We start from the raw sequence: 24471 nt of genomic DNA on the forward strand, positions 1-24471 counted from the left end.
CCCGAGGTTTGCGACCCGGCTTGCTCACACCCGCGGTGGGTGTTTACTGAAAGAGCGTCTCAGTTGGCCCACCCTCCAATGGCAGTTCGAGGTGCGTATGCCGGTATGGCGACTGCGTGAATTCCGCGACGATGATCTGGATCAGGCAATCGAGATCTGGGAACAGAGCCGGGCGATCGGCGAGGAGCCGGTGTTCGCGTTGGCGGAGGTGCTGGCGTCCGCGCGAGCAGGGCAGCCAGCTGTGGTGGCCGAGGTCAGCGAAGAAATCGTCGGAATGGCGGTCGCCCAGATCCAGAACGAGCGTGCCTGGGTCCTGTTGGTGGCGCTGGGTACGCAGTGGCGGCGGCGCGGTATCGGTAGTGCGCTGCTTACCGAACTGGAGCGGCGGCTGCGGTCGAATGGCGTGCGGCGGATCTGCACGCTCCTCCCGCAGGATGCCACCGGGTCGGTCGCGTTCGAGAATTCCGGATATCTGCGCAGGACGGGTTTGGTCTACTACGAACTGCTGGAGCCGTTGGCGCCCGCGCAGTCATCTTTGCTGACCGAGTTGGGTGGGCGGCTGCTGCCACCCGGGTTGTGGCAGTCGATGGGAGGGATGGACCGGGAGAAAGAAATCATCGAACGACGGATCGTGTTGCCGTTGGCGAACCCGGATGTCGCCGAGCGCTATCGGGTTCGGCCGCCCAAGAGCGTGATTCTGTTCGGTCCGCCGGGCACCGGAAAGACCAGTTTCGCGAAAGCGGTCGCCTCGAGACTGGGGTGGCCGTTCGTCGAGTTGTTCCCGTCTCGGTTGGCCGCGACGGCAAGCGGCGGGCTCGCGGCGTCCTTGCGTGAGGTGTTCGCGGACTTGGCCGAACTCGACGAACTTCTATTGTTCATCGACGAGGTGGAGGAGATCGCGGGCGCCCGCGAGGGGACGGCGACCAGCGCGGCACACGGAGTAACGAACGAGCTGCTCAAGCTGATTCCGGCATTCCGGGAGGATTACAGCCGCCTGCTGATCTGCGCCACCAACTCGGTTCGTTCGCTGGACTCGGCGTTCCTGCGGCCGGGCCGCTTCGACTACGTGATACCGGTCGGTCCACCCGACGAACCCGCCCGCGAGGCGATCTGGCGGCGCTACCTCGGCCCCGTCGCCGAACACATCGACCTCGACCATCTGGTGCGCGCTACCGCCCACTTCACCCCCGCCGACATCGAATACGCCGCCCGTGCCGGTGCGCAATCGGCGTTCGAACGCGCGATGCGCGAGAAGACGAACGAACCCGCCAATCTCGCGGACTACCTCACCGCCACTGCCAACACCCGCCTGACCTTGACACCGGACATCCTGACGGCGTTCGAACACGACCAAGCGAACTACACCAGACTCTGAGACCCGCCGCCTCAGTTCATGCTCGCGGTCATCCAACGCCGATGAGCAGGCGACGGTCCGGCAGGTCGGGGCGCCGGGAGTTCTACCACGGGACTGTCTCCCCGTGGCGATCGAGGAACTGCAGGCCGGGGGCGCCGGCCTGCGCTTCGATGACGTCAGCGACGGCGGGGATGCTCTCGCGGGGTGTGAGGGGCGCGTCGGGTCCGCCGAGCCGGGTCCGATTGTGGCCGGGGTCGATGAGCAGCTTGGTCTGTCCGTCGTCGGCATGGCGGGTGGCGTAACTGCGCATCAGCTGGTTGAGCGCGGCCTTGCTGGCCTTGTATAGCTCAAAGCCGTCCTCGGTGTTTCGCGAGATGCTGCCCTGCTCAGAGGACATAACCGCGACGGTCCCGCCGGGCGCGACGAGTCCGCGCAGGGCCTCGAGGGTGCGCAGCGGGCTCAACGCATTGGTGGTCATCACCTCGGTGAACATGTCGGTCGAGACCTCGCTGATCGGCAGATTGCCTCGGTCGATCGCAGCGTTGACGAAAAGCAGATCGAACCGACGGCCGGCCAGGCGCTCGGACAGCTCGGCCAGCTGAACGGAGCTTGTCATCTCCAACGATTCGACCTCTAGCCGTCCCTGCGAGGCATCGGCATTCGCCTGCAGCTCGCCGCCGCCGCGGCGCGTCGTGGCGATGACTCGCCAGCCGCGTCGAGCGAGCTCGTTGGCCAGGACGAGCCCCAGCCCGCGAGAGGCACCGATGATGAGAGCTCGGCGGTCGGACGTGGTGGACACATTCACTCCTATTAGTCTAGACGCAACGTTGCGACTAGACTACATCCCGACAGCACGGATGAGTATGGTGTCTCGCATGCCCGCCGCGAACTCCCAGCCCCGCAGGGCGCATTCCGGCCCTCGACGCGATGAGGCCGCGCGCCTGGCTGTGCTTCATGCCGCCGACGATCTGCTGGTCGAGCACGGATTCGGCGCTCTCACCATCGAGGCGATCGCGCGTCGCGCCGGCGTCGCAAAGCAGACGATCTACCGCTGGTGGCCCTCCAAGGTCGAGATCCTGCTCGATACGCTCATCGAAGACAGCAACAAACACCTTGCCGTCCCGACGGAAGAGCCCACGGCCGAAAGCATCCGTGGCTACCTGCGCCGCTTCGCGCGATTTCTTGCCCAAGACCCCGCCGGCAAGGTCCTGCTCGCCCTCATCGCCCAGGCGCAGCATGATCCCGACACGGCCGAAAGCTTGCATAAGCGCTATCTCGGTCCACGCCGTGACCAGGAGCGCGACATGCTCACGCGCGGAATCGACGCCGGCGAGATCTCGCCCTGCCTCGGCCCCGACGCCACGATCGACGCTCTTGTCGGTCCGATCGTCTATTGCACCCTGACGGGGTCGAGCATCCCGCGTGAACTGGTGGACACCCTCGTCGAGAACCTGCTCAGGCCCCGCGGAACTCGAGTGTCCGCTCAGCAGCTCGCCGAGCCGAACAGCGAATCACCGCAGATGAACGCGCCAACAGAAGGCGCCAGGTGACCAAACTGGCCCGATGTCGAGACGTACGACACGCGGCAGCGGCTTGTCTGCTCCCTACCGGCTGATCTGACGCGGAACCGCCACCGCGACGAGTTTGTCCGGGTTGCGGATGGCGTAGAAGTTGGTGATCTTGCTGTCGGCGATCTCGATCAGGAAGACCCCTTCGAGGCGGTCGTCGCTGTAGACGACCATCGCGGGGGCGTTGTTGTAGTTGACCGTCTCGATTCGTAGGTTCGGCGTCCTCCTCGCGCTGTGGAACAGGTCCACGAGGCATCGGGCCACCTTCTCCGCGCCCACCATCGGCCGGCGCGCCGCGATGGCCTTGCCGCCGCTGTCGGCGGTCCAGGTGGCGTCCGGGGCGAGGAGCGAGAGCAGCCCCTCGGTATCACCGGTGGCCGCCGCTGTCATGAACTGCTCGGTGATCTGCGTGATCTGCGCCGCGTCGACGGGCTCGAAGCGTTTACGCCGCGCCTGCACGTGCGCACGGGCGCGGTGCGCCACCTGGCGCACCGTCATCACGGATTTGCCCACCGCTGCGGCGATGTCGTGGTAATCGAATCCGAATACTTCGCGCAGCACGAACACCGCGCGCTCGTCGGGGGACAGTGTTTCGAGCAGCACGAGCATCGCCATCGACACCGACTCGGCGAGCACGACGTCTGCCGACGCGTCGTGCTCGTCGAGCAGCAGCGGCTCGGGCAGCCACGGGCCGATGTAGTCCTCACGTCGGCGCGCGCTGGCGCGCAAGGCGTTGAGCGCCTGACGGGTCACCAGCCGTGCCAGATACGACTTGGTGTCCCGCACCGTCGCGAGGTCCACCTCGGCCCACCGCAGATAGCTGTCCTGCAGCACGTCGTCGGATTCGGTTGCCGCGCCGAGGATTTCGTAGGCGATCGTGAACAGCAACGGCCGCAGCACGGTGAACCGCTCGGCATGCTCGTCGGTTGTCACGAGGAGGCGACCACCGGCGCAGCGGCGGCCGGCTGCTCGGGCCGCGGGCCACCCTTGGGCCAGATCAGGGAACCCGGCTTGCGGGCCTCGCGGCGGATCTTCCCTACCCCGATCCGGCAGGTCACCTCCTTGATCCTCGCGCCCATGCGGCCGCCGATGTAGAGGTTCACCGAGGTGTCGTCTTTGCGGGCGAGCTGTCGGATGCCGACGCGCCGGCCGAGGCTGATACACGTCCCCATGACGGCCAAGTTGATCACCGCGGGTTCGGTCCCCGCAATGTGGCTCAGCACTGTGTTGGCAGCCTGCGCCCCGAGCGCCCCCGCAGCCTGGGAACTCATCCGAAGCGGCTGGCCCGACGGTGCGGCGGCGTCGCCGGTCGCGACGATGCGGTCGTCGTCGATACTGGTCAGCGTCTCGTCGGTGAGCAGTCGGCCGAGTGCGTCGGTCTGCAACCCGCTTGCGGCCGCCAGCTCCGGCACGCCGAAACCGGCCGTCCAGATGGTGAGTGCGCTCGGACGCACCGCTCCGTCGGCGAAGACGACCGCATCCGGCCGGACCTCGGTCACCACGTCGGCTTCGAGCACGGTGACACCGTGCCTGGACAGCCACTTGGCGACGTACCGGCGACCCGGCGCACTCAATGACGGCATCAGGGTTCCGCCGCATACCAGCGTGACCGTGCGTCCTTGTTCGGCAAGTTCGGCGGCCGTTTCGATGCCGGTTGGTCCGCCGCCGACCACGGTGAGCGACGCATCGAGGGGCAACTCTGCCAGATCGGCGCGCAGCCGCTGTGCGGACTCGAATTCGGCGATGGGGAAAGCGAACTCGGCCGCGCCGGACACAGACGGTATCGCTGCGGTGCTGCCGACCGCGTAGATGACATGGTCGTAGTCGAGCACACGACCCGACGTCAGCCGCACCGTACGGGTGGCGGTGTCTATGCGCGTGGCGCTGTCGACAACCAACTCGATGCCCTCGCCGAGCAGCGTGCCATAGTCAATTGTCGCATCGCCGGTGCCGGATACGAACTGGTGCAACCGGATTCGATCGACGAACTTCGGGCGGGGATTGACCAGCGTGATATCGACATCGGTGCGCAACCGCAGATGGTTGGCTGCGAGTGTTCCGGCATAACCGCCGCCGATAACGACGACCTTGTGGCGTGTGTTGTGCTCAGTCATGCCCTCAAGACACCGCGGATCGCTGAAACATGACACGATCCGACGTGACGTGCATCACTCCACTCGAGCGGCTTCCAGCCGAGCACCCGATGCGCCTTCTCGCTCTACGCGACACTGATCGCCGGGTCGCCCGACCGTCGGTCACCGACTACCACCGGGAAGTCACTACCGCAGCCGATCGCTGTCAGCCGTCGCCGAAGTTGGTGTCTGGCAGCGCGTTCGGATTCGGGATGCCGAAAGACAGAAGTCGCCAGGCATCTCCCGGGACCATCTGGCGGAATCCGAAGATTCGCGGGTCGCCGCGGGCGAGCATCGCCGTGCGGGCTCGGTCAACGCATAACCCGCATGGTCCGCTCAGTAGAGCAGTGGGCCGAGCCGAGCGGCACAGTCGCGCGCTGAATCACGATGGGTTTCCAGCACGGTGAGGCGATTGCTCGGCCCGCTCAGGCACAGCGCTCCGGTCAGCGTGCCGGAGGGTTTGTAGATCGGCAGCGCGAGGCAGGCGATGCCGGGAATGAGTTCGTCGATGGCTGTGGCATATCCGCTCTCTCGGATGAGCTGCAGATCACGGGCGAGCGCACCGTGGTCGACCTTGGTGCGTGCGGCAATCCGCACCGGGGTGGCGACCATGGTCCGCCACTCCGTGCGGGAGGACAGCAGCAGCTTGCCCGCGGCGGAGGCGTGTAGGTGCCGTGCCAACTCACGTGCACCCGGAATGGGGTGGTCCGGGTCTTCGCTGATTACTTGGACGGCGGCGGGTCTGAAGTTCATGAGGTGCACCGCGAATCGGGTCGAGTCTCGGAATTCGTCGAGCAGCGTGCGCGCTGCGGTGGGCACCACCGGGACGTTGATGGCGGTAGCGAGCCCGCGCAGGCGCGCGCCGAGAGCGAAACCACGCAGATCTGCAGTACGAACCAGGTACTCATCGGCCACCAGCGAATTGAGCAACCGGTAGGTCGTCGCCGGGGCCATGCCGAGGCGCTCGGCAATTTCCTTGGCGGTCACACCGGCTCCGCAGTCGGCGACGGCCTCCAGTATTGCGATCGAGTTGGTTACGGTATTCGTTCGCCGGGAGTCTTTCATGCGCCGCCTACCGAAAGATCGTGCTCTGTAAAAGATCGGTCGGCAGCGGTTCGTCGTAGATCCCGATGCCTCGCAACCGATCCGGCGCGAAGACTCGCAGGCCGAGTGTGAAGACCGCCGAAGCCAGCAACACGACGATATATACGCCTACCAGCACGATATTGTTGCTCTGCGTCGAGAATGCGGACGTGATCATGAGAGCGCCGAGTACGACTGCGGTCACAGCACCGAGAATCGTTATCCCCGTACTGGATTCACCGATCCGACGCAACAGCGCAGGGGCGGCCAGGCACGCCGGAAGGTATGAGCCGAGGTATCCGAGCGCACTCAGTGTGAGGAAGGACCGTATCCCGTCCTGCGGTTCGGCTCCCGACAGTAGATAGACGACCGCGCAACCGGCCACCGCGCCGACCGCCGCGACAATGGCAGCCGCGGGCGTATGGAACCGTGGATGCGCGCGGCCGACCGCAGCCGGGGCGATTCCCTCACGGCCCATGGTGAACAGCACTCGCACCAACGCATTGACCGAGGCAACGGTGCATGCGAAGAATGATGCGGCCACGCCGAGATCGAGTACGGCACCCAGCACTCGGGAGTTGTCCTGAACGAATAGCTCGGTGACCGGCGTCGAACTACCCGATACCGCGGCGGGCGCGGCGGCCAGCGCCACCGCCTGCGCGCACACCGCGACCAGATAGATAACCGCCGCCGCGATCGGTGTCCATATCAACGTCCGCGGCACCGAACGGAACGGCCGGTAGGCCTCGGCGGACAGCGTGGTCGCACTCTCGAACCCGACGAACGCACTGATGGCGACGACCGCTCCCATAGCGAGATCGCCGGTGCCACCACGCCATGCGAATACCCGTCCGCCACTGACATCATCTCCGGATCGGGCCAGCAGGTAGACCATGAGAGCAAGCACCGTCACCACCGAAACACATTCCACCAGCAGGGTTGCCGACGCCGAGAGACGAATCCCACGCACCATGAGGACGAGCGCCACGAGCGCGGCGACCACCAGTAGTCCAACGATGGTGGCCGTGCCACCGAATCCAGCGAGCCCGGCGGCCACAGCGATCTGATCGAGATAGGTTCCCACTGCGATCAGACCGGCGACACTCACACACCCGTACCCGACAATCGCGGACCAGCCGACCGGCACGGCGACCACCGAACCGAGCCCTTGCGCGACATAGGTATACAGCCCACCGGTCACGGCCAGCCGCTGCGCCATCGGCCGAATGACCAGCGCGACGCACCAGGCCAGCAGCGCCGCCGCCAGAAATGCGGCCACACTCGCGGCGCCTCCCGCGGCGGCGATCACGAATGCCGGTGTTACCACGGCTGTCCCCGATGGTGCGATAGCTGCCACCGACTGCGCGAACACCGGCACGAAAGGTAATTCCCGGCGCGTCAATCCACGGATCGAGGGGCGCCGGACCACCACGGGTGGACGCGGCGGAGCTGATCTCATCGGCCCTTCCTCCTACTCCGGATCTCGGGCGCGCTTGCGCCGCCCGTTCTGTCGATTTGCCATAGGGTCGCTGATCAGCGTTTCGCCGACGTTAATTCCGGTAACGCCGCTTTGTCGCGACTCGAGACAAAGCCGCTCCACACTTTCTCGTCCGCGGTCACCGTCAGATGCCGACGCCGTTACAGACCGCCGATAGCGTTCCGCGCTATCGAAAACCGAATCGCCCCGGGTCTCCGGATACCGACAACGAGTGGGTCCGATCATCGGCCACCGCTGAGCTCATCACCCGAAGATCCGAAACCCGTTAGTAGAGAGATGGATTCATGACACAGCAGATCGATCGCGCACCCAGCGCGACGCCACCCGGCGACACGCCACCCGATGGAATCCATCGGCTCAAACCGAATACGGTCGGCTTGGTCGGCGTGGTTTTCATGGCCATCGCCACCGCCGCGCCGATCACCGCCATGACCGGCAATGTGCCGTTCATGATCTCGGCGGGAACCGGGACCGGAACGCCCGCCGCATTCTTGATCGCCATGGTGGTGCTCGCAGTGTTCTCAGTGGGTTTCACCACCATGTCCAAACACATCACAGCGACAGGCGCGTTCTACGGATTCATCTCCTTCGGACTGGGCAGGTCGATCGGCTTGGCGTCGGGGCTGCTGGCAACCCTGGCGTACATGGTGTTCGAAGGGGCGCTCGTCGGCATCTTCTCCAGCTTCGGCACCGACACCGTTGCCGCGCAGTTCGGGGTGGACGTGCCCTGGTGGGTGTTCGCGGTCGCCATGCTCGCCATCAATGCGGTCGGCACCTGGTTCGGCGTGGCCGTCGCGGAGAAACTGCTGGTCATCCTGCTCGGAACCGAGTGCCTGGTGCTCGCCGTGATGGCCGTCGCGGTGGCGTTGCACGGCGGCGGGCCGCATGGGTTCTCCTTCGAGCCGCTGAATCCGATCAACGCCTTCACCGGGCCGTCGGCCGGCTTGGGCCTGTTCTTCGCTTTCTGGTCGTGGGTGGGCTTCGAATCGACCGCGATGTACGGAGAAGAGTCGCGCGATCCCAAACGGATCATCCCCAAGGCCACCATGATCGCGGTGGTCGGCGTCGGCGTGTTCTACGTGCTGGTGTCGTGGATGGCCATGTCCGGCAACGGCATTGCCGAATCAGCTACGTTGGCCGGGTCGGACAGCCCCATGGATGTGTTCTTCGATCCGACTCGAACCTATGTCGGGCACTGGGCAGTCAGTGCAATGCAGTGGCTGATGATGACCGGATCGCTGGCCTGCGGTATGGCATTCCACAACTGCGCGGCGCGCTATCTGTATGCGCTTGGACGAGAAGGGGTGTTCCCCGTGCTCAAGCGCACGGTCGGGCGCACGCACGCTCGGCATGGATCGCCCCATATCGCGGGGTTGGTGCAGAGCATGATCGCGGTGTTGCTAGTGGCCGGCTTCGGTATCGCGGGTAAGGATCCGTACACCGGGACCTACACGCTCCTGGCCATTCTCGGCACCATGGCGATATTGGTCGTGCAGGCGGCCTGCTCGTTCGCGGTGCTGAAATACTTCCGCAGCAATCACCCCGAGACCCGACACTGGTTCCGCACCTTCCTGGCACCACTGGTGGGTGGGCTGGCCATGATCGGTGTAGTGCTCCTGCTTGTCTTCAATATGGGCACCGCCGCCGGTAGTGAATCCGGGTCGCTGGTGTTGAAGGCGACGCCGTGGCTGGTCGGGCTTATTGCGTTGGGCGGCTTCGGATTCGCCGAATACCTCAAGCGCCGCGAACCCGCCCGGTACGCCCTTATCGGCCGCACAGTCCTAGAAGAGACACACGAACGCTGACCCTCCATGCCACGCCAGGGCCGTTACCCCCGCATCGAGAGTAACGGCCCTGGCGTCCAACTCCTGTCTCCGAGGCAGTCAACCGGGTCACCTGTCGGAATCACTCGCCTCCAGGACAAGCCCATCCGCTGAGTTCAGCGAGCTGCTACCAGACGTGTCCTTGAGATCGACGCCGGACCGTCCCAATCGCCGTGCTCCATTGATCAATCCCACCGCCACCTGGGCGGCCCGCTCGTACCCGAGACCATCAGGCGGATGGATGTTGGAGATGCAATTCCGCTCCGAATCCGCCCGCCCCGGCCGTGGCAGATGCGTCAGATAGATGCCCAGACTGTCCACAACGGAAAGGCCGGGCCGCTCGCCGATCAGCACCAGTACCGTCGAAACCCCCAGTGCCGCACCGATATGGTCTCCCAGTGCAACACGTGCCTGGGTAGCGATCACCGGCGGGGCCAGGGTGTATCGCTGTCCCAGTGCAGCAACGAGCGCAGCGAGCATAGGTACACCATGATCGGCAAGCGCCCGCGGCGACAACCCGTCCGCCAAGACAAATCCGATGTCCGCGCCGACCTTGGCAGCAGCCGAAAAATCTTGTTCGACAGCAGGATACGAGATGGGATCGAGGGGTTCGCCGAGCAACCGACCGAGGTCCGGCCTGCGCAAATACTCCGAACGATCGGCTGCACGGCTGCGGACGTGGAACGGCTTCCCCAACCCGACCGCTGCGAGCGCGGCGGCAAAACCGACTACTTCGAGTGGATGATGCACCGCATCCCGTGCGGCCGCATGCGCGGCTCGGAGGGCGAGCACCTCCGCGGTTGCCAGCGTGTCCCCCATCCGGCCGAGCCCGATCCGGGCCTGGGTTGTCCGCCGCAGCTCGGTCCAGAAGTTCTGCACGGCAATGTCTTCTGCACCGTCACTGCACGCGGTGCGGGGCGCCGCTGGCATCGTGTTCAAGCCACACCTCCGGAAGCCAGCGCCCGCAGCGGAGACGACAACGGTTCAACAGGGAGGATGCGACCGTCGGTGTCCATCATGCCGAGACTGTCGAGCCAAGCGCCGAACTCGGGCGCGGGGCGCAGACCGAGAACTCTTCGTGCATAGAGCGCGTCGTGGTAGGCGAGGCTCTGGTAGCCCAGCATGATGTCGTCGGCACCGGGCACGGTGATGACGAACGGACAACCCGCGGCGGCGAGCAGAGTGAGGAGTGTGTCCATATCGTCTTGGTCGGATTCCGCGTGGTTGGTGTAGCAAACGTCCACGCCCATAGGGAGGCCGAGCAGTTTTCCGGTGAAGTGGTCCTCTAGTCCGGCGCGGATGATTTGCTTTCCGTCGTAGAGGTATTCGGGTCCGATAAAGCCGACAACGGTATTGATCAACAGCGGGTCGAGGTCCCGCGCGATGGCGTAGGCGCGGGTTTCCAAGGTCTGCTGGTCGACTGGTCTGCCGCCGACACCCAAGTGTGCCCCCGCCGAAAGCGCGGAGCCCTGACCGGTTTCCAGGTACATGACATTCTCGCCGACGGTGCCGCGCCGTAGTGCGCGCCCGGCCTCGTTGGCTTCGCGCAGCAGCGAAATATTCACGCCGAAACCTGAATTCGCCCCCTCGGTGCCGGCGATGGACTGGAACACCAGGTCCACCGGCGCGCCCGCTTCAATGAGTCCCAGCGTGGTAGTCACGTGCGCGAGCACACACGATTGGGTGGGAATGTCGAAGCGCTGCCGCACCTCGTCGAGTAGGTGCAGCAGGTCCGTGGTGGCCTTCGGCGAGTCGGTCGCGGGATTGATGCCGATGACCGCGTCACCGCAGCCCAGCAACAGCCCGTCCAGAACCGCGGCGGCAATGCCGTGCGGATCGTCGGTGGGATGATTGGGTTGCAGCCGGGTGGCCAGCGTGCCGGGCAGGCCGATCGTGGTCCGGAATCCGCTGCGCACGCGCACGGCGCTCGCCACAGCGATCAGATCCTGATTGCGCATGAGTTTGCTGACAGCCGCCACCATTTCGGGGGTAAGTCCGGGTGAGACCGCCGCCAGCGTGTCGGCGGCGTCCTGCTCGGCCGCCACGGTGAGCAGCCAGTCACGCAGCCCGCCAACGGTCAGATGCGAAATCGGTTGGAATGCGGCGCGATCGTGGGTATCGATGATCAGCCGGGTGACCTCGTCGGTCTCGTACGGCACCACAGGATCGTTCAGGAAGGTGGTGAGCGGCACCTCGGCCAGGGTCCACTGGGCCGCAGCGCGTTCGGCGTCGGAATGCGCCGCGCATCCGGCGAGTTCGTCGCCGCTGCGCCGGGGTGTGGCCTTCGCGAGCAGATCGATCAGACCGTCGAAGGTATAGGTCGTCCCGCCGATTCGCTGGTGGTACACGGTCATAAAGGTTTCCTTTTCAGCGCGGACAGTCGCCGCTCGAAAAACCGATAGTCAGCACCGTGTATTTCTGCAATGTAACCGACGCCTACCTGCCGCGTTAATACACGTAACGCCGCCTGACCCGCTCCGAATTGTTGTGCGCATCCGACTCAGCCTGGCACGGGGGCCGGGGTGGCGAGGGTGGCCATGCGTTTGCGGCTCGGTTTCGCCCGCGCGGCGAGCCGGGTGCGGAACACCGGTGCCGCGTGGGCCGCGGGCTACTTCGCGCCGATGCCGTCCCGGAAGAAGTCGCCGAGCTGCTCGCCGAACGGTTTGGCGATCTGGGTGTGGTAGTCGTTCCAGCCCTCTTGCTGTGCCTGCTGCAGGTAATCGGGCAGCGGTCGGTGCAGTTCTTCGCTGACGGCCTGGTCGTGCAGTCGGCTCATCGCCTCGCGCAGGCTCCCGCCCGCCGCGGCGGTGTTGTCCAGTTCGAGTTCACCGCCGCGGGTGGAGTAGTCGTAGAGCTCGTATTCCTCCTCGCGCGACGAGTCGATCTCTGCGGAGCCCTGCATCCAGTGCGAATAGCGGACGTACTTCGCGTCGGCGGTCCGGACGGCCACCACATGGCCGGGTGCGTTGTGGTCGAACAGCACCGCGGCTTCCTCGATGGAGTGTTCGTCGGTGGTGTGCACGATCCAGGGCCGCCCCGGCGTGCGCGGGTCGCGGCAGACCGCGGCGATGTCGTGTCTGCCTGCCAGATGGGCGTAGCGGTTGTCGCCGCGCCAGCCGTTGCCGCCCGCGCCGATGGTCAGGAGCAGCGGGGCGAGGTCGACGCTGGAGGTCAGCTGGGTGCGGGTGCCGGCTGCCGGAGTGAGGTCACCGCGCGGGTCGTAGACGAACAGCGGCACCCGGATGGCCTCGTCGTAGGCCCCGCCGCCCTTGCCGTGCAGGCCGTGGGAGCCGGCGTAGTCACCGTGATCGGAGGTGAACACCACCACGGTATTGGCCGCCACCTCCGGACGGGTCGCCAGTTCCGTCAGTACCCGGCCGATCTGGATGTCCACCTGCTGCTGGAACCACAGGTAGAGATTGAGCAGGTCGATCCACTCCTGGTCGGCGTCGGGCGTGCCGTACGGGGCGACGCCGAAGGTCGCCGCCGACACCTGCACCAGGGCCATCTGCAGCCGAGGCTTGCGCGAGAGTTGTTCGAGGGTCTCGTGATTGGCGGGCAGGGTGTCGATCCAGCGCGGAATGTTGTTGAACGCCAAGGTGCGCCGGGTCCAGCGCGGCCACCACTGGACATCGTGCGGGTTGACCAGCGACACCGTCGTGCACCAGGGGCCTTGGCCCGCATCGGTATTGAACCAGTCGACGAACTGGTCGACGATCCGGCCGTCCATTTGCAGGCCCTGCTCGGGCGTGCCGTTGGGCGAAGGGTAGGTGCCGCCGTCGAAGCCGTGCCGTGCCAACCCGCCCGGCGTCGTGTCGGCGTCGTGGCCCAAGTGCCATTTGCCCCACCACGAGGTGCGGTAACCCTGTTCGCGCAGCATCGAGCCCCAGGTCGGGAAGCTCGGCGACAGCTGGGAGGTCGAGGTCGATAGGCAGCCGGTCTGATGTGAGTACAGGCCGGTCACCAGCGCGCCGCGGGAGGGCGTGCAGTCGTTGGCGGCGGTGTAGTGCTGTTCGAACGAGACCGACTTGGCTCGCAATCCGGCGATGTTCGGCAGGATGGTGTCGAGCACGGCCTGGTCCGGGAACCACATGGGGGTCCGCATCTCGTCGACGATGACGACGAGAATATTCGGCTTGTCGGGGTGAATGTCCATCCGCGGCTCGGCGGATGCGCTCGGGCTCCCGGTGGCCATGGCAGCGGTCGCCATGGCGGCGGTCGCCGCCGCTCCGCTACCGAAGAACCCACGCCTGCTGATCGACACGTGTCCTACTGCCTTTCGGTCGGGTGCTGAGAAGAAGCGTCCATGAAGTGGTTCACCACCGATGCGAGCCGAGGACCGCTGTCCTCCTGTAGAAAATGTCCCGCGCCCTCGATCACCGTGTGCGGTTGACCGGATGCTCCGGGAATCTTGCGCTGGAAGACCTTCTCGCCGCCGGCGGTGATCGGGTCGCCATCGGAGAAGGCGGTGAGAAACGGTTTGTCGAAGCGGGCCAGCTGCTCCCAGGCCCGGCGGTTCGCCGCGGCGGCCGGATCGTCGGGCCGGGTCGGGACCAGGAGGGGGAAGGCGCGGGCACCGGCCTTGTAGCTCTCATCGGGAAACGGAGCGTCGTAGGCGGCCACTGCCTCGGGGGAAAGATTTGTCCGGCAACCATTTTCGATAATGGCACCGACCGGGAACTGCGGCGTCTCCTGGGAGAACCGCTGCCAGGCGAGAAAGGCGTCGGTCAGCTTTGCCGTTCCGTCGGGAAGTCCGGTGTTGGCCGTGACCACCCTGGCGAAGCGTTCGGGATGTTCGGCGACGAGCCGCAGCCCGATCAGACCGCCCCAGTCCTGGCAGACCAGCGTGATGGACGCGAGATCCAGGTGGTCGAAGAGCGCTTCTCGCAGCCATTCGACGTGGCGGGCATAGGTGTAGTCGGCTCGGTCGACGGGCTTGTCGCTGCGGCCGAAGCCGATCAGATCCGGCGCGACACACCGCCGGCCCGCCGCGACGAGCACCGGAATCATGCTGCGGTACAGGAAACTCCAGGACGGCTCGCCGTGCAGCAGCACGACGACTTCGCCGTCTCGTGGACCTTCGTCGAGATAGTGCACCCGCAGGCGGGTGTCGCCGCCGTCACCGGCCGCAACCTCGGCATAGTGCGGCGAGAACGGAAAGTCGGGCAGGCCGGCAAACCGTTCCTCGGGCGTGCGCAGTGCGTGCATGGTCCTGACCCTAAATGTTCTTGCATCATGAGTGCAACTTTTTCTCCGGCTTGTTAAGGTGATCCGCGATGGATGGACGCACCGCTCGGGCGGCAAGGAACCGTCAGGCGGTACTCGAAGCCGTGCTGGCGCTCACCGAAGAAGGCAATCTGCAGCCGACCGCACGGGCCGTGGCCGAGCGGGCCGGAGTCGCGACCAGGTCGGTGTTCCATCACTTCACCGACCTCGAGTCGTTGTATGTCGACGCCGCGCAGACGCAAATGGAGCGACACTGGCTCCCCCTGCTCCGTCCGGTGACCGGCGATCCGGGTCATCGCATCGAGACCCTGGTCGAGCTGCGCGCCGAACTGTACGAGCGCATTTCGGGCACCCGCCGCGCCGCCGTGCTGCGCGAGCACGAATCCGTCTTCCTCGCCGAGCGTCTACACGAAAGCCGCGCCGCCCTGCGCGCCCACCTGCGCGCCAACCTCCCCGAACTCGAGCGCCTCGACCACTCGGCCCGCGAGGCCGCCTACGCCGCCGCTTCATGGGAGACCTGGGACATACTCCGCCGCCATCAAGGCCTGTCCGCGGAGACCGCCCGAGGCGCCGTCGGCGCTACCCTTACCGCCCTGCTCGCCCCCGCACCGACCACTACCGGCGAAACCCCGAAGTAGGAGCTACCGCGGTCAGGCTCGTCGACCAGGATGATCTGCAACGTTCCTGACCGCGACCACCCATGGGACTCCTCACGGCCTTCGGGGTCTTCAGCAGTGATGCCGGTTGATGGGATGGGATGGGTGTCAGACAGGTGTGATGTCCGAGATGAGCCATTGGTCGGCGACTTTCGTCATGCTCACTCGCACCCGGCTGCCATCCAGGCGTGGTCCCTGGTACTTGGTGCTGGTGGTCTCCTGATCGAGGAACAGCAACAGTGTGACCTTGCCGGGGTCGGCCGCTACCACCGACGTGCCGACGACTTTCGCGTGCGTGATGATCGAATCACGGTGTGCCGCAGGCACGATGACCCGCGAGCTGAGCTGAGCGAAATCCGCTCGGAACGGGCCGGTGAGATTGTCTGTGGCGGAGGCGAATTCACTGTCCATGGTATTGAAGTCATAGGACAGCACCCGAGGAATACGCGACTCCGCGGAATCCTTGGCCGCCTGCCCGGCAGCAACCGTCGCGCGATGATCGGCCGCACTGCGTTCCAACAGCATCGTGGCAGTTGCCAACGCGACCAACAGGATTCCCAGCACGGCAAAAGTGGCGACGGTGGCGCGGGGGCTCAGGGTCGATGCGTGCTGAAGCCATCCGCGTGGACCGCGCGGTACCGTCCTGACGGGCGCGGACTCCACACCGGTCGGAGCGGCGGTGTCGGACTCGGGTGCGTCGTCATCGCTGGAGCCGATGGCGCCGGTGGTATCGGTGGTATCGGTGCTGCTGGTGGTCATGCGACGAACTCCACGTTCGAGACGAGCCATCGACCGTCGTTGTGGTCAAGGGTCATCTTCATGCGGTAGACCCGCTGCTGTCCCTCGGGAGCTTCGGTGTTCTTGACCACGGAAGTGACAGCGGTCAGCACCGTGGCATGGTCATCGTCGATCGCGACGATGCCGGATTCCTTGATCTCGCCGGTGGATTCGACCTGACCGCTCTGCAGCACCGAGGCGAAGTTGCCGGAGATCTTGTCCCACTGGTCGCGGAACGATCCCGTCGAATCGGCCGCGATCGTGTCGAGATTCTGCTTCGCCGAGGTGTGGTTGAGTGAGACCAACTGAACTGCGATTCGACGGGCCGTGTCCGCAACGGCCTGGTCGCGGTTGTCGTCGTGCTGGTTGTCGCGGACTTCGAGCGCGAGCTGCACACTCACCACACCCAGCGTCAGCACCGCGACGGTGAGCGCGATGATCGCCCACGCTCGCCACCGTGGACCCGGCGGATTCAGCGAATTCGCCGACTCGGTAATGGATTCCACCTCGAATGGGGTCGCGACCTCAGCTACTTGATCAGTAGTGACTGCCATCCCTGGTACTCCTTTCCTTGGGTGGCGAACTGGGCTGATTGCCCCAGGACGTAGGTGAGACCGTCGGGTCCCCGGAACGTTCCATCTCCTTCGGCGTAGGGGGCGGTCACGGCCGCCGCCGGAGTGTCCGGAGCCCGCGGCGGAGCCGCGGCCGGAACCTGCGGCGGTGCCGCACCAGGAGCGGGCGGTGCCGCAGGAACCGGTTCGCCGGGACGGGCCAGCATCTCCGGCCAGGTAGAGGGCAACCCGCCGGGGCAGTTCGCGACATCGGCGGTACGGACGGCCGGATCGGTGGCACACGGCACGTTTCGAGCGCCTCGCGCGGCCTTCGGATTGTCCGGCGCGACTTTGCAATAGTTGTCGCGGGGGACTTCGGCCGGGCCGGTATCGGACGGGTCGCGCCGCTGGGTGGCTTGATACCCCTCGGTGCACGGCGGCGGGTTGAGTGTGTCGCCCAGTTTGACATCCAGTGCCGCCGCCGGCGCGCGCAAATCGTCGTCGGTCTGGAATCCAGCGCCCACGACGCTGTAGGCCGTGACGGTCGCAAGGGCTGGATAGACGACGAGGATCTGGCGCAGTTGCGGCACATTGACCCGAAGTACCTGACCGACGGTCTGCAGATCCGCCAGCAGCACCGGCAGTGGTGTGGTCAGGTCGGCGAGTGTGCCCGTGACGGTGTCGGCGGCGAGCGGCCCCTGATCCAGAATGTCGCGAAACTGGGCGTCGTTGCGCACGAGCTGTTCGGTGAAGGATGCGAGATCACGTGTCGCGGAAGGGATCTCGGTACGCACCGAGTTCCCGGTGCGCAGCAGCGGCTCCGCGTCGTCGAGTAGCGCGATGGTCGGGCCGATATCGGCTTGCGCGAGATCGAGCAACGCGGCCGAGGACTCGATCAGCGATGCCAGCGCCGGCCCGGTGCCATTGACCGCCTGGTAGGTCTCGTCGAGCGCGGTGCGCAGGGAATCGGTGGATACGCTGCGCAGCAACATCTGTGTCTTGTCGAGCACCTGCCCCGTCGGAATCGGCACGGTGGTCTTCGTGCGGCGGATGACGGCTCGGTCCTCGAGATAGGGACCGCGGTCCTCGGACGGAACAAGATCCACGTACTGCTCACCGATGGCGGACATGCTCTTGATCGCGGCCGCGGCACTCGCCGGGATATTCCGACCGTGACGCAACTGCATCCGAACCAGGACGGAACCGGAGTCCAGGTCCACACCGCTGACCCGGCCGACCTCGACGCCGCGGTAGGTGACCACCGCGGACTCGTAGATCCCACCCGCATCGGCGAACTCGGCTGTCACCGTGTACGTTCCGAGCCCGGTGACACGCTGGATGCTCACGTAGTGGATCAAACCGTAGACCAGGCTGACCACCGCGAGAATCGCGAAGACGATCAGCTGACCCCTCACCAATCGGGTTTTCATCACCGTCCCCCGTTCTGGTCGCCGGTACCCGGTCCGGGCAGGGTCGGTGCGACCAATGGATCCACCGCCCGGTTCGACATCGGTACCAGGTCCTTGAACGGGATGCTGCCGATGATCTTCTTGTCGATGGCCTCCACACTGAGGTCGAGGGTGAGGAACAGGTTGACGTAGTCACCCTTGATGGCTTTGTCGGCAACGGTGACCGGGAACGGAAAGGTCAGGCCGACGAGCAGCGCGCCGGTCAAATCCGAACCGGCAGCGGCGAGTTGGGTCAACGCTGGTTCCAGGCTGTGCAGGTCGGCGGTGAGGTCGGCCTTGCTGGTACGCAGCACCTGAGCGGCTCGGTCGCCGAAGTTGCCGACGCTGTCGAGCATGGTGACAAGTTGTGCCTTCTGATCATCGAGAATGGCCAGCGCCGGCTGGATCTGTTCGATGCCGGTGCGGAGTGTGTCCTTCTGGTCGGCGAGTTCCCGGGAGAAGGCGTCGAGACTGTCGATCGCGCGCACGATGCTGTCGCGTTGGACGTCGAGCCCGTTGACGAATGTCGCGATTCGCTGGAAGGACTCGTTGATGGCACCTTCCCGACCGCCGAACGCACCGTTCAGCTCGGTCATGATGGTCCGGATCTGTTGCAGCCCACTTCCATTGAGAACCAGCGACAGCGCGGCGAGAACCTCTTCGGTCGCGGGGTATTCCGCACTGGCGGCGAGGGGAATCACATCGCCATCGCGCAGTTGCCGATTTGTCCTGCCGTCCTTCGGGGTGGTCAGCTCGAGATACTGAGCGCCGAGCACACTGGTCTGCGCCAGTTGGGCTTTCACATCGGCGCGCAGGTGGACATCGTTGTCGATCTCGACGGTCGCCACCGCGATGTTGTTGTGCACCGCGATCGAGGTGATCGTCCCGACGGTGACGTTATCGGCTTTGACGAATGAGTTGCCGACCAAATTCTGGATGTCTCGCAGTTCCACCCGCACGGTGTACGAGCCGTTATGGATCGAGTTGCCCGGCAGCGGAATCGAATTGGCTCCGTTGAACCGGCAGCCAGCGGACAGTAGCGCGCTGAGCAGCAGTACGCCGCCAGCCCGCAGTGCTGTCGAGGGTTTCATCGTCCTGCTCCTGGAATGAGTAGCTCGGTGAGCCCGGGAATGGCTGGCAGACCGGGAATACCGGGAGCCGCCGCGGCGGGACCGGGCGCGGACCCCGAACTGCCCATTGCCGCGCGCGCGGCGGCACCGAAGAGGTCGCCGAAGTGTGCGCTGGCGCGCGAGCATTCCTCCTGTGGCGCATCGACAGTGGTGAGCAGCGCGCAGATCAGCGACATGGGGTCGGGGAAGTCCGGAAGTGCGACGTTGCCGGTCAGCGAGTTCGATTGGGGGTCGTAGATGTTGTAGAGGTTGTCCACTACGGTCGGCGCGAGATGCAGGATCTGGGCGAGGTCGTCCGCACGGTTCACCAGCAGCGAGGTAATGCGCGTGAGCGATGCGACGTCTTTGTTGAGCGCGTCGCGGTTGTCGGCGACGAAGCTGCGGATCTCCGGCAGCATCGCCTGCATCGACTGCAATGCCGCGTCGAGCTGAGTGCGGTTGTCGTTCAACAGATTCGATACTCCGGCAAGCTGGTTGACGAACATCCGAACCTGACCGTCGTTGGCTGCGAGTGCGGACACGACGGCTTGCAGGTTGCGTATCGTCCCGAACAGATCGGGACCGCCATCGGCAAGGGTCCGCATGGCCTGTGACAGGTTCGTCAAGGTGTTGTTGAGGGTTGCGCCGTTGCCGCCCAGGGCCTTGGCGGTGGCATCGGTGAACCGGGTCAACGTGCCGGTGGGGTCGCCGTTCTTGGGGCCGAGTTGGTCGGCGAGGTCGGTGACCTGCCGCTTGATCTGGTCGTATTCGACGGGCACCGCGGTGCGCTCGAGTGGAATCACCGCTCCGTCCCGAAGTTCCGGCTCGGTCCCGTGCTTCGGCATGAGCTGGATGTAGCGACCCGACACCAGCGTCGGTGCAACGATCACCGCGTGCGTGTCGGCGCTGACCGGATGTGATGAGTCGAAATGCATGGTGATGCGGACACGGTCACCGATCGGTGTGATGTCGTCGATTTCCCCGACCGGAACGCCACGGATCGTCACCCGGTCACCGGGATAGACGCCGACCGAGTTGGTGAAGTACGCGGTAACCCGCACCGTGGCGGCCCGGGCCAGCCAGGGTGTGGCGCCGACAGCGATGACCGCCAAGGCGATCAGGACGGCGAGAATCCGTCCGGGCAAGGGTACGCGGGACAGGCCCGCGCGCAATGCTGTCATCGGTGACTGTCTCCTCCAGGGCTTCCCGGCTGTTGTCCGTTGAGATTCGCGGGAGTGATGTTGTGCAGCAGTGCCCCGAAGAACGGCCCGCTGGCCACCGCCTCGCCGAGCTGGGTGATGTAGGGCCGCAACCCGAGGATGGCGGCGTTCAGATTGTCGTAATTGGTGTTGAGCAGTCCTAGAACTCGATCTACCTCGGCAAGCATCGGAGCGGTAGTGCCCTTGTTATCCCGGGCCAGTCCGTGCAGTTCGTCGCTGACCGCACGGACATTGGCCAGCAGTGTCCGGATCATTGCGGCGCGGTCGTTGAGCGCGGCGAACAGCGATCCGCCGTCGGTCATCAGTGCGCTGAGGTTCTGGTTGCGTTCGGCGAGAATGCCGGTGACCGAATTGGCGTGGGCCAGCAGATCCCGCAAGGCACCGTCGCGGGAGGCGATGGTGGCCGACAGCCGCGAGACACCATCCAAGGACGAGCGCAGATTGTCCGGGAGAGTATCGAGCACCCGCGACACACTGTCGACCGCATCGGCGAGCTGCTTCTTGTCGGTGCCCGCCAACCGGCTGGTCAACTGGTTCAGTGATTCGGTGATGTCGTAGCCAGAGGTGGTGTGGTCCAACGGAATCCGGTCACCGATGCCACCGTCACCGTCCGGACGCAGCTCCACGAACCGGCGTCCGAGAGCGGTTTCGACCTTGATCGCCGCAGTGGTTCGCCTGCCGAGGGTTCGACCGTGCGTGTCGAGCCGCATCGCGATATCGACGTGGTCGTCGGTCAGCGTAATGTGTTCGATCCTGCCGACTTCGATACCCGAAATCTGCACGGCGTCACCAGGTTTCAATCCGCTGGCATCCGCAAATTCGGCTACCATCGACTTCGCGCCGGGCCATCCTGGGATGCTCTCGTAGTTGAACGCCAGGACGAGCAGCGCGAGGACGACACCGGTTCCGATGAGACTCATCCGGACCGGGTTGCGTTCCGAGAACGGTTTCATGGCTTGCACCTTTCGGCGGGCGCGGTGAACATCGGCGTGTCCTGATGGCCGCCGCCGATGGCCGGGTAGCGAATCGCGAGTCCGCAGACGAACCAGTTCACGAAATTTCCGTAACTACCGACGCGGGTGATCAGCGGGTACGTCGTGGGCAGCTTGGACAGCAGCAGCGACAGCGTGTCCGAATCCGCGTTGAGATTGCCGGCCAACTGCTGTAGTTCGGTGATGTCGCCGGCAATAGCGGGCCGGTTGTCCGTGAGAATCTGCGCCACCTCGGCCGTGCCAGCGTCGATCCGCTCCAGGCCCGTTATAAGGGTGGCGCGGTCGTTGTCGAGGCCGCTGACCAGCGACTGCAGGTTGACGACCAGTTTGTCGAATTGATCACCGGTCTGATGGATCGCACCCAACGCGGTATCGAGCCTCGCAATGGTCTCGCCGATGACCTGGTCGCGGTCTGCCAGCGAATTGCCGAGTGTGCCGATCTGTTCCACCAGTGCGGCGATGTTCTGTTCCTGGCCGTTGAGCACGGCGATCAGCGACCCGGACAATTTATTGGTCTGGTCCGGGTCGAGACCTTGCAGCAGGGGTTTGAACCCGTTGACGAGGCTGTCGATGTCGAGGGCAGGTTTGGTTTGCGCCGCCGGAATCGGATCGTGCTCGGATCGGATACCGGAACCGTCCGACTTGACGGTGACCTCGAGGTAGCGGTCGCCGATGAGGTTCTTGTATTTGATGGCGACGGTGGAACTCTGGAGCACATCGATGTCACGGGAGACGGTGAACGCGACCTCGATCAGCTTGTCGTGCGCGAATGCCACCGACTTCACCTTGCCGACCGGGACACCGGCGAGCTTCACATCGTCACCGGACTTCATGCCCGAGGCCGAGGTGAACAGCGCAACGTAGCTGCGTGTGGGGACGAAGCGCAGGTCACCTACGACCACGACGAGCACGGCGGTGATGATCGAGGTGATCGTCAGGAAGATCACGAGCTTGATTCCGGAGTGACGGGCGTTCATCGGGTGAGTCCGTAGATCAGTGCGGCGAACGGGTTGCCGAGCAGGTCTTCGGGTGCCCGTACCGGACCGTAAACTGTGGTGCCGGTGTTGAAGTCGGTGTGGCCGGGGGGCGTGCTGCCGGGCCCATACGGGTATCCGAAGCAGCTGGGCGGGTTGTCGGCACCGTTCACGGGGAGGTCTTTCTGGTAGGTGTACGGCGGGTCGCCCATCAGGATCGTGCCGAGGGCGTTCAGGCCGGGCCTGCCGCCGCCGAATGCCCGCTCGAGATACTTTCGGTCTTGGTTGAGGGCGGACAGGAAACACGGGAACGACGGCGACTGCTCGGCGAGCAGCCGAGTGGTCGGTTCCAGTGCCTCGACGGCACCGACAAACGGTGTGGCCGAGGAGTCCAGGAACTTCTCGCCGGTATTGCCGAAGTTGGTGAAGGAGAGCAGGAATGCGGTCAAGCTCGCCTGCTTCTCGACGATGGTGTTGCTGGTGGTCGACAGATTCCGCATCGTGGCCAGGAAATCGGGTGTGGCCGCGGCGAAGGTATCCAGGTTGTCGGCGAGCAACGGAACATCGCGCTGTAACACCGGGATCGAGTCGTTGAACTGTCCGAGGTATCGATCCAGGGCGACCATCAGGTCACCGAAGCGGCCGCCATGCCCGTCGAGTGCGGTGCTGAGCGCGGTAAGGGTGGCGTTCACCTTTTGCGGCTCAACGGTTTTCAGCACTGTCAGCAACGCCTGGAAGATGTCGTTGATCTCGACGGTCACCTTCGAGCCGTCGATCACCGAGCCGGCGGACAGGTTCGCCGAGACCGGTTGCTCGGGCCACATCAGGGTGACGAACTTGCGCCCGAACAGTGTGGTCGGCGTGATTTCGGCGCCGACATTGGCCGGAATCTGTTGCGCCAGGCCGGGATTCAGATCAAGGGTCAGCTTCGCCCGCTCGTTGTCGAGGTCGACCGCACTGACCCTTCCGATAACGACGCCGTGCACCTTGACGTCCGACCCTGGCGCCATCAACAATCCGGCCCGATCGGCATACATATAGACGCGCATACTCGCGACGAACGTCCCACTGCAGGACGCGACGGCGCCGGATACGGCAAGGACGAACGCGGCCAGCGCGCTGATGCCCAGCAGAAGTGCGCGACGACGGGAGACCTCGAGCTTCATCCGGACACCCGCACAGTGGAGTGGATACCGCCGTAGACGGCGATGCCGATGATCAGGTCGATGATCATGATCGAGATGAGCGAAGTGCGCACCGCGCGACCGACGGCGATACCGACACCGGCGGGGCCGCCGGAGGCGTGATAACCGTGATAGCAGTGCACGGACATGATGACCAACGAGAACGCCACCACCTTGACCAGCGACCACAGCACGTCGCCCGGCACGAGGAAGATGTTGAAGTAGTGCGTGTAGGTGCCCTGGGATTGATCGGAGAGCACAATGCTGACGAATTCGGTTGAGGCGTATCCCATGAACAGCGCGATGCCGTATAGCGGCACGATGGCGATGAGGCCGGCCAGAATTCGGGTGGTCACCAGGTACGGAACGGCGGGTATCGACATCACCTCGAGCGCGTCGATTTCCTCGCTGACCCGCATCGCCCCGAGCTGCGCGGTGAAGCCGGCGCCGACCGTCGCGGTGAGCGCGACACCGGCGACCACCGGGATGGCCTCGCGGGTGTTGAAAAAGGCGGAGATGAACCCGGACATCGCCTCCATGCCGACCCGGCCCAGTGAGTCACTTCCCTGCTGTCCGACCTCGTATCCTGCTGCGGCGGTGAGGAATCCGACGATCACGATGGTGCCACCGATCACCGCGAGCGCACCGGTGCCCAAGCTGACCTCGGCAACGAGGCGGACGACTTCGCGACGGTAGCGGCCCAGCGTCCGCGGAATCCAGCCGATGCCGTGCAGATGAAACGACAGCTGGTCGCCGAGTCCGACGACGCCCTGCACCGGACTCGCCGCGGCCCGAACGGCTTTGCGTCCCAATGATTTCCGACTGAGCGCCGCTACGGCACCGTATTCGCTATTGGTGGTCATTTCGTTGATCCGT

At 65.2% G+C, this 24471-nt stretch carries 23 protein-coding genes; 4 read left to right on the forward strand and 19 right to left on the reverse strand.

Annotated elements, in window-relative coordinates:
* The first annotated feature begins 97 nt into the window (after positions 1–97).
* Entirely contained in the window at positions 98–1375 is a 1278-nt protein-coding gene (locus tag ABZ293_RS18275; RefSeq protein ID WP_355182303.1) for a GNAT family N-acetyltransferase, read from the forward strand.
* Positions 1376–1457: 82 nt separating this feature from the next.
* Here the strand turns inward: ABZ293_RS18275 and ABZ293_RS18280 are convergent, their stop codons facing one another.
* Positions 1458–2153, reverse strand: a complete 696-nt coding sequence (locus tag ABZ293_RS18280) for an SDR family NAD(P)-dependent oxidoreductase (protein WP_355181971.1) — start codon at positions 2151–2153, stop codon at positions 1458–1460.
* Positions 2154–2229: 76 nt separating this feature from the next.
* On the opposite strand from ABZ293_RS18280, the gene ABZ293_RS18285 reads away from it, so the two are divergent.
* Positions 2230–2904 (forward strand): TetR/AcrR family transcriptional regulator, encoded by a 675-nt coding sequence (locus ABZ293_RS18285; protein ID WP_355181973.1) that lies wholly within the window; start codon positions 2230–2232, stop codon positions 2902–2904.
* A gap of 54 nt (positions 2905–2958) precedes the next feature.
* Here the strand turns inward: ABZ293_RS18285 and ABZ293_RS18290 are convergent, their stop codons facing one another.
* The 5 genes from ABZ293_RS18290 to ABZ293_RS18310 all read right to left on the reverse strand — a co-directional run bounded on the left by ABZ293_RS18290 (position 2959) and on the right by ABZ293_RS18310 (position 7596).
* On the reverse strand, positions 2959–3855 hold the full coding sequence (locus ABZ293_RS18290; protein ID WP_355181975.1) for an RNA polymerase sigma-70 factor: 897 nt from the start codon (positions 3853–3855) through the stop codon (positions 2959–2961).
* Complete coding sequence (locus ABZ293_RS18295) at positions 3852–5036, reverse strand: FAD-dependent oxidoreductase (protein ID WP_355181977.1); 1185 nt, start codon at positions 5034–5036, stop codon at positions 3852–3854. The genes ABZ293_RS18290 and ABZ293_RS18295 overlap by 4 nt, the downstream gene beginning before the upstream one ends.
* A gap of 104 nt (positions 5037–5140) precedes the next feature.
* On the reverse strand, positions 5141–5317 hold the full coding sequence (locus ABZ293_RS18300) for a hypothetical protein (RefSeq protein WP_355182305.1): 177 nt from the start codon (positions 5315–5317) through the stop codon (positions 5141–5143).
* A gap of 73 nt (positions 5318–5390) precedes the next feature.
* Positions 5391–6119: an IclR family transcriptional regulator C-terminal domain-containing protein gene (locus tag ABZ293_RS18305; protein ID WP_355181979.1), complete on the reverse strand. Its 729-nt coding sequence runs from the start codon at positions 6117–6119 to the stop codon at positions 5391–5393.
* 7 nt (positions 6120–6126) lie between these two features.
* Positions 6127–7596, reverse strand: coding sequence for an APC family permease (locus tag ABZ293_RS18310; protein ID WP_355181981.1), 1470 nt, complete (start codon positions 7594–7596; stop codon positions 6127–6129).
* 323 nt (positions 7597–7919) lie between these two features.
* Here ABZ293_RS18310 and ABZ293_RS18315 point away from each other — a divergent pair, with 323 nt between their 5' ends.
* A complete protein-coding gene (locus ABZ293_RS18315) occupies positions 7920–9440 on the forward strand; it encodes an APC family permease (RefSeq protein WP_355181983.1) in 1521 nt (506 codons plus the stop codon).
* 87 nt (positions 9441–9527) lie between these two features.
* Here the strand turns inward: ABZ293_RS18315 and eutC are convergent, their stop codons facing one another.
* The 4 genes from eutC to ABZ293_RS18335 form a co-directional block, all read right to left on the reverse strand.
* Entirely contained in the window at positions 9528–10388 is an 861-nt protein-coding gene (gene eutC / locus ABZ293_RS18320) for an ethanolamine ammonia-lyase subunit EutC (protein WP_355182307.1), read from the reverse strand.
* Between the two features lie 5 nt (positions 10389–10393).
* A complete protein-coding gene (locus ABZ293_RS18325; protein WP_355181985.1) occupies positions 10394–11812 on the reverse strand; it encodes an ethanolamine ammonia-lyase subunit EutB in 1419 nt (472 codons plus the stop codon).
* Positions 11813–12066: 254 nt separating this feature from the next.
* Complete coding sequence (locus ABZ293_RS18330; protein WP_355182308.1) at positions 12067–13653, reverse strand: sulfatase-like hydrolase/transferase; 1587 nt, start codon at positions 13651–13653, stop codon at positions 12067–12069.
* 74 nt (positions 13654–13727) lie between these two features.
* The gene (locus ABZ293_RS18335) at positions 13728–14666 is read right to left on the reverse strand and encodes a haloalkane dehalogenase (protein WP_355181987.1); all 939 of its coding nucleotides are present in this window, start codon (positions 14664–14666) and stop codon (positions 13728–13730) included.
* A gap of 68 nt (positions 14667–14734) precedes the next feature.
* Between ABZ293_RS18335 and ABZ293_RS18340 the strand changes: the two genes are divergently transcribed.
* Positions 14735–15322, forward strand: coding sequence for a TetR/AcrR family transcriptional regulator (locus ABZ293_RS18340; protein ID WP_355181989.1), 588 nt, complete (start codon positions 14735–14737; stop codon positions 15320–15322).
* 126 nt (positions 15323–15448) lie between these two features.
* Here the strand turns inward: ABZ293_RS18340 and ABZ293_RS18345 are convergent, their stop codons facing one another.
* Genes ABZ293_RS18345 through ABZ293_RS18385 form a run of 9 tightly spaced genes read right to left on the reverse strand, consistent with a single transcriptional unit; the run spans position 15449 to position 24458 of the window.
* A complete protein-coding gene (locus ABZ293_RS18345) occupies positions 15449–16099 on the reverse strand; it encodes a hypothetical protein (protein ID WP_355181991.1) in 651 nt (216 codons plus the stop codon).
* Positions 16096–16671 (reverse strand): hypothetical protein, encoded by a 576-nt coding sequence (locus ABZ293_RS18350; RefSeq protein WP_355181993.1) that lies wholly within the window; start codon positions 16669–16671, stop codon positions 16096–16098. The genes ABZ293_RS18345 and ABZ293_RS18350 overlap by 4 nt, the downstream gene beginning before the upstream one ends.
* Positions 16647–18098: an MlaD family protein gene (locus tag ABZ293_RS18355; RefSeq protein ID WP_355181995.1), complete on the reverse strand. Its 1452-nt coding sequence runs from the start codon at positions 18096–18098 to the stop codon at positions 16647–16649. Before ABZ293_RS18355 ends, ABZ293_RS18350 begins: the two co-directional genes overlap by 25 nt.
* Complete coding sequence (locus tag ABZ293_RS18360; protein ID WP_355181997.1) at positions 18098–19207, reverse strand: MCE family protein; 1110 nt, start codon at positions 19205–19207, stop codon at positions 18098–18100. The genes ABZ293_RS18355 and ABZ293_RS18360 overlap by 1 nt, the downstream gene beginning before the upstream one ends.
* Positions 19204–20406, reverse strand: a complete 1203-nt coding sequence (locus ABZ293_RS18365; protein ID WP_355181999.1) for an MCE family protein — start codon at positions 20404–20406, stop codon at positions 19204–19206. Before ABZ293_RS18365 ends, ABZ293_RS18360 begins: the two co-directional genes overlap by 4 nt.
* The gene (locus ABZ293_RS18370; RefSeq protein WP_355182001.1) at positions 20403–21398 is read right to left on the reverse strand and encodes an MCE family protein; all 996 of its coding nucleotides are present in this window, start codon (positions 21396–21398) and stop codon (positions 20403–20405) included. The genes ABZ293_RS18365 and ABZ293_RS18370 overlap by 4 nt, the downstream gene beginning before the upstream one ends.
* On the reverse strand, positions 21395–22414 hold the full coding sequence (locus ABZ293_RS18375; RefSeq protein ID WP_355182003.1) for an MCE family protein: 1020 nt from the start codon (positions 22412–22414) through the stop codon (positions 21395–21397). Before ABZ293_RS18375 ends, ABZ293_RS18370 begins: the two co-directional genes overlap by 4 nt.
* On the reverse strand, positions 22411–23577 hold the full coding sequence (locus ABZ293_RS18380; RefSeq protein ID WP_355182005.1) for an MCE family protein: 1167 nt from the start codon (positions 23575–23577) through the stop codon (positions 22411–22413). Before ABZ293_RS18380 ends, ABZ293_RS18375 begins: the two co-directional genes overlap by 4 nt.
* Positions 23574–24458 carry an ABC transporter permease gene (locus tag ABZ293_RS18385; RefSeq protein ID WP_355182007.1) on the reverse strand — a complete coding sequence of 295 codons (885 nt, stop codon included), beginning with the start codon at positions 24456–24458 and terminating at the stop codon, positions 23574–23576. Before ABZ293_RS18385 ends, ABZ293_RS18380 begins: the two co-directional genes overlap by 4 nt.
* Between the last annotated feature and the right edge of the window lie 13 nt (positions 24459–24471).

Source organism: Nocardia sp. NPDC005998, from assembly GCF_040614395.1.
GTDB lineage: Bacteria > Actinomycetota > Actinomycetes > Mycobacteriales > Mycobacteriaceae > Nocardia.

Bases quoted from the DNA above. Each gene is read 5' to 3' on its own strand.
- ABZ293_RS18285 (WP_355181973.1), top strand. From the start codon at position 2,230: ATGCCCGCCGCGAACTCCCAGCCCCGCAGGGCGCATTCCGGCCCTCGA.
- ABZ293_RS18355 (WP_355181995.1), bottom strand. From the start codon at position 18,098: ATGAAAACCCGATTGGTGAGGGGTCAGCTGATCGTCTTCGCGATTCTC.
- ABZ293_RS18380 (WP_355182005.1), bottom strand. From the start codon at position 23,577: ATGAAGCTCGAGGTCTCCCGTCGTCGCGCACTTCTGCTGGGCATCAGC.
- ABZ293_RS18345 (WP_355181991.1), bottom strand. From the start codon at position 16,099: ATGACCACCAGCAGCACCGATACCACCGATACCACCGGCGCCATCGGC.
- ABZ293_RS18335 (WP_355181987.1), bottom strand. From the start codon at position 14,666: ATGCACGCACTGCGCACGCCCGAGGAACGGTTTGCCGGCCTGCCCGAC.
- eutC (WP_355182307.1), bottom strand. From the start codon at position 10,388: ATGCCAGCGGCGCCCCGCACCGCGTGCAGTGACGGTGCAGAAGACATT.
- ABZ293_RS18315 (WP_355181983.1), top strand. From the start codon at position 7,920: ATGACACAGCAGATCGATCGCGCACCCAGCGCGACGCCACCCGGCGAC.
- ABZ293_RS18340 (WP_355181989.1), top strand. From the start codon at position 14,735: ATGGATGGACGCACCGCTCGGGCGGCAAGGAACCGTCAGGCGGTACTC.
- ABZ293_RS18275 (WP_355182303.1), top strand. From the start codon at position 98: ATGCCGGTATGGCGACTGCGTGAATTCCGCGACGATGATCTGGATCAG.
- ABZ293_RS18310 (WP_355181981.1), bottom strand. From the start codon at position 7,596: ATGAGATCAGCTCCGCCGCGTCCACCCGTGGTGGTCCGGCGCCCCTCG.
- ABZ293_RS18305 (WP_355181979.1), bottom strand. From the start codon at position 6,119: ATGAAAGACTCCCGGCGAACGAATACCGTAACCAACTCGATCGCAATA.
- ABZ293_RS18370 (WP_355182001.1), bottom strand. From the start codon at position 21,398: ATGAAACCGTTCTCGGAACGCAACCCGGTCCGGATGAGTCTCATCGGA.
- ABZ293_RS18385 (WP_355182007.1), bottom strand. From the start codon at position 24,458: ATGACCACCAATAGCGAATACGGTGCCGTAGCGGCGCTCAGTCGGAAA.
- ABZ293_RS18365 (WP_355181999.1), bottom strand. From the start codon at position 20,406: ATGACAGCATTGCGCGCGGGCCTGTCCCGCGTACCCTTGCCCGGACGG.
- ABZ293_RS18325 (WP_355181985.1), bottom strand. From the start codon at position 11,812: ATGACCGTGTACCACCAGCGAATCGGCGGGACGACCTATACCTTCGAC.
- ABZ293_RS18295 (WP_355181977.1), bottom strand. From the start codon at position 5,036: ATGACTGAGCACAACACACGCCACAAGGTCGTCGTTATCGGCGGCGGT.
- ABZ293_RS18330 (WP_355182308.1), bottom strand. From the start codon at position 13,653: ATGGCCACCGGGAGCCCGAGCGCATCCGCCGAGCCGCGGATGGACATT.
- ABZ293_RS18350 (WP_355181993.1), bottom strand. From the start codon at position 16,671: ATGGCAGTCACTACTGATCAAGTAGCTGAGGTCGCGACCCCATTCGAG.
- ABZ293_RS18360 (WP_355181997.1), bottom strand. From the start codon at position 19,207: ATGAAACCCTCGACAGCACTGCGGGCTGGCGGCGTACTGCTGCTCAGC.
- ABZ293_RS18375 (WP_355182003.1), bottom strand. From the start codon at position 22,414: ATGAACGCCCGTCACTCCGGAATCAAGCTCGTGATCTTCCTGACGATC.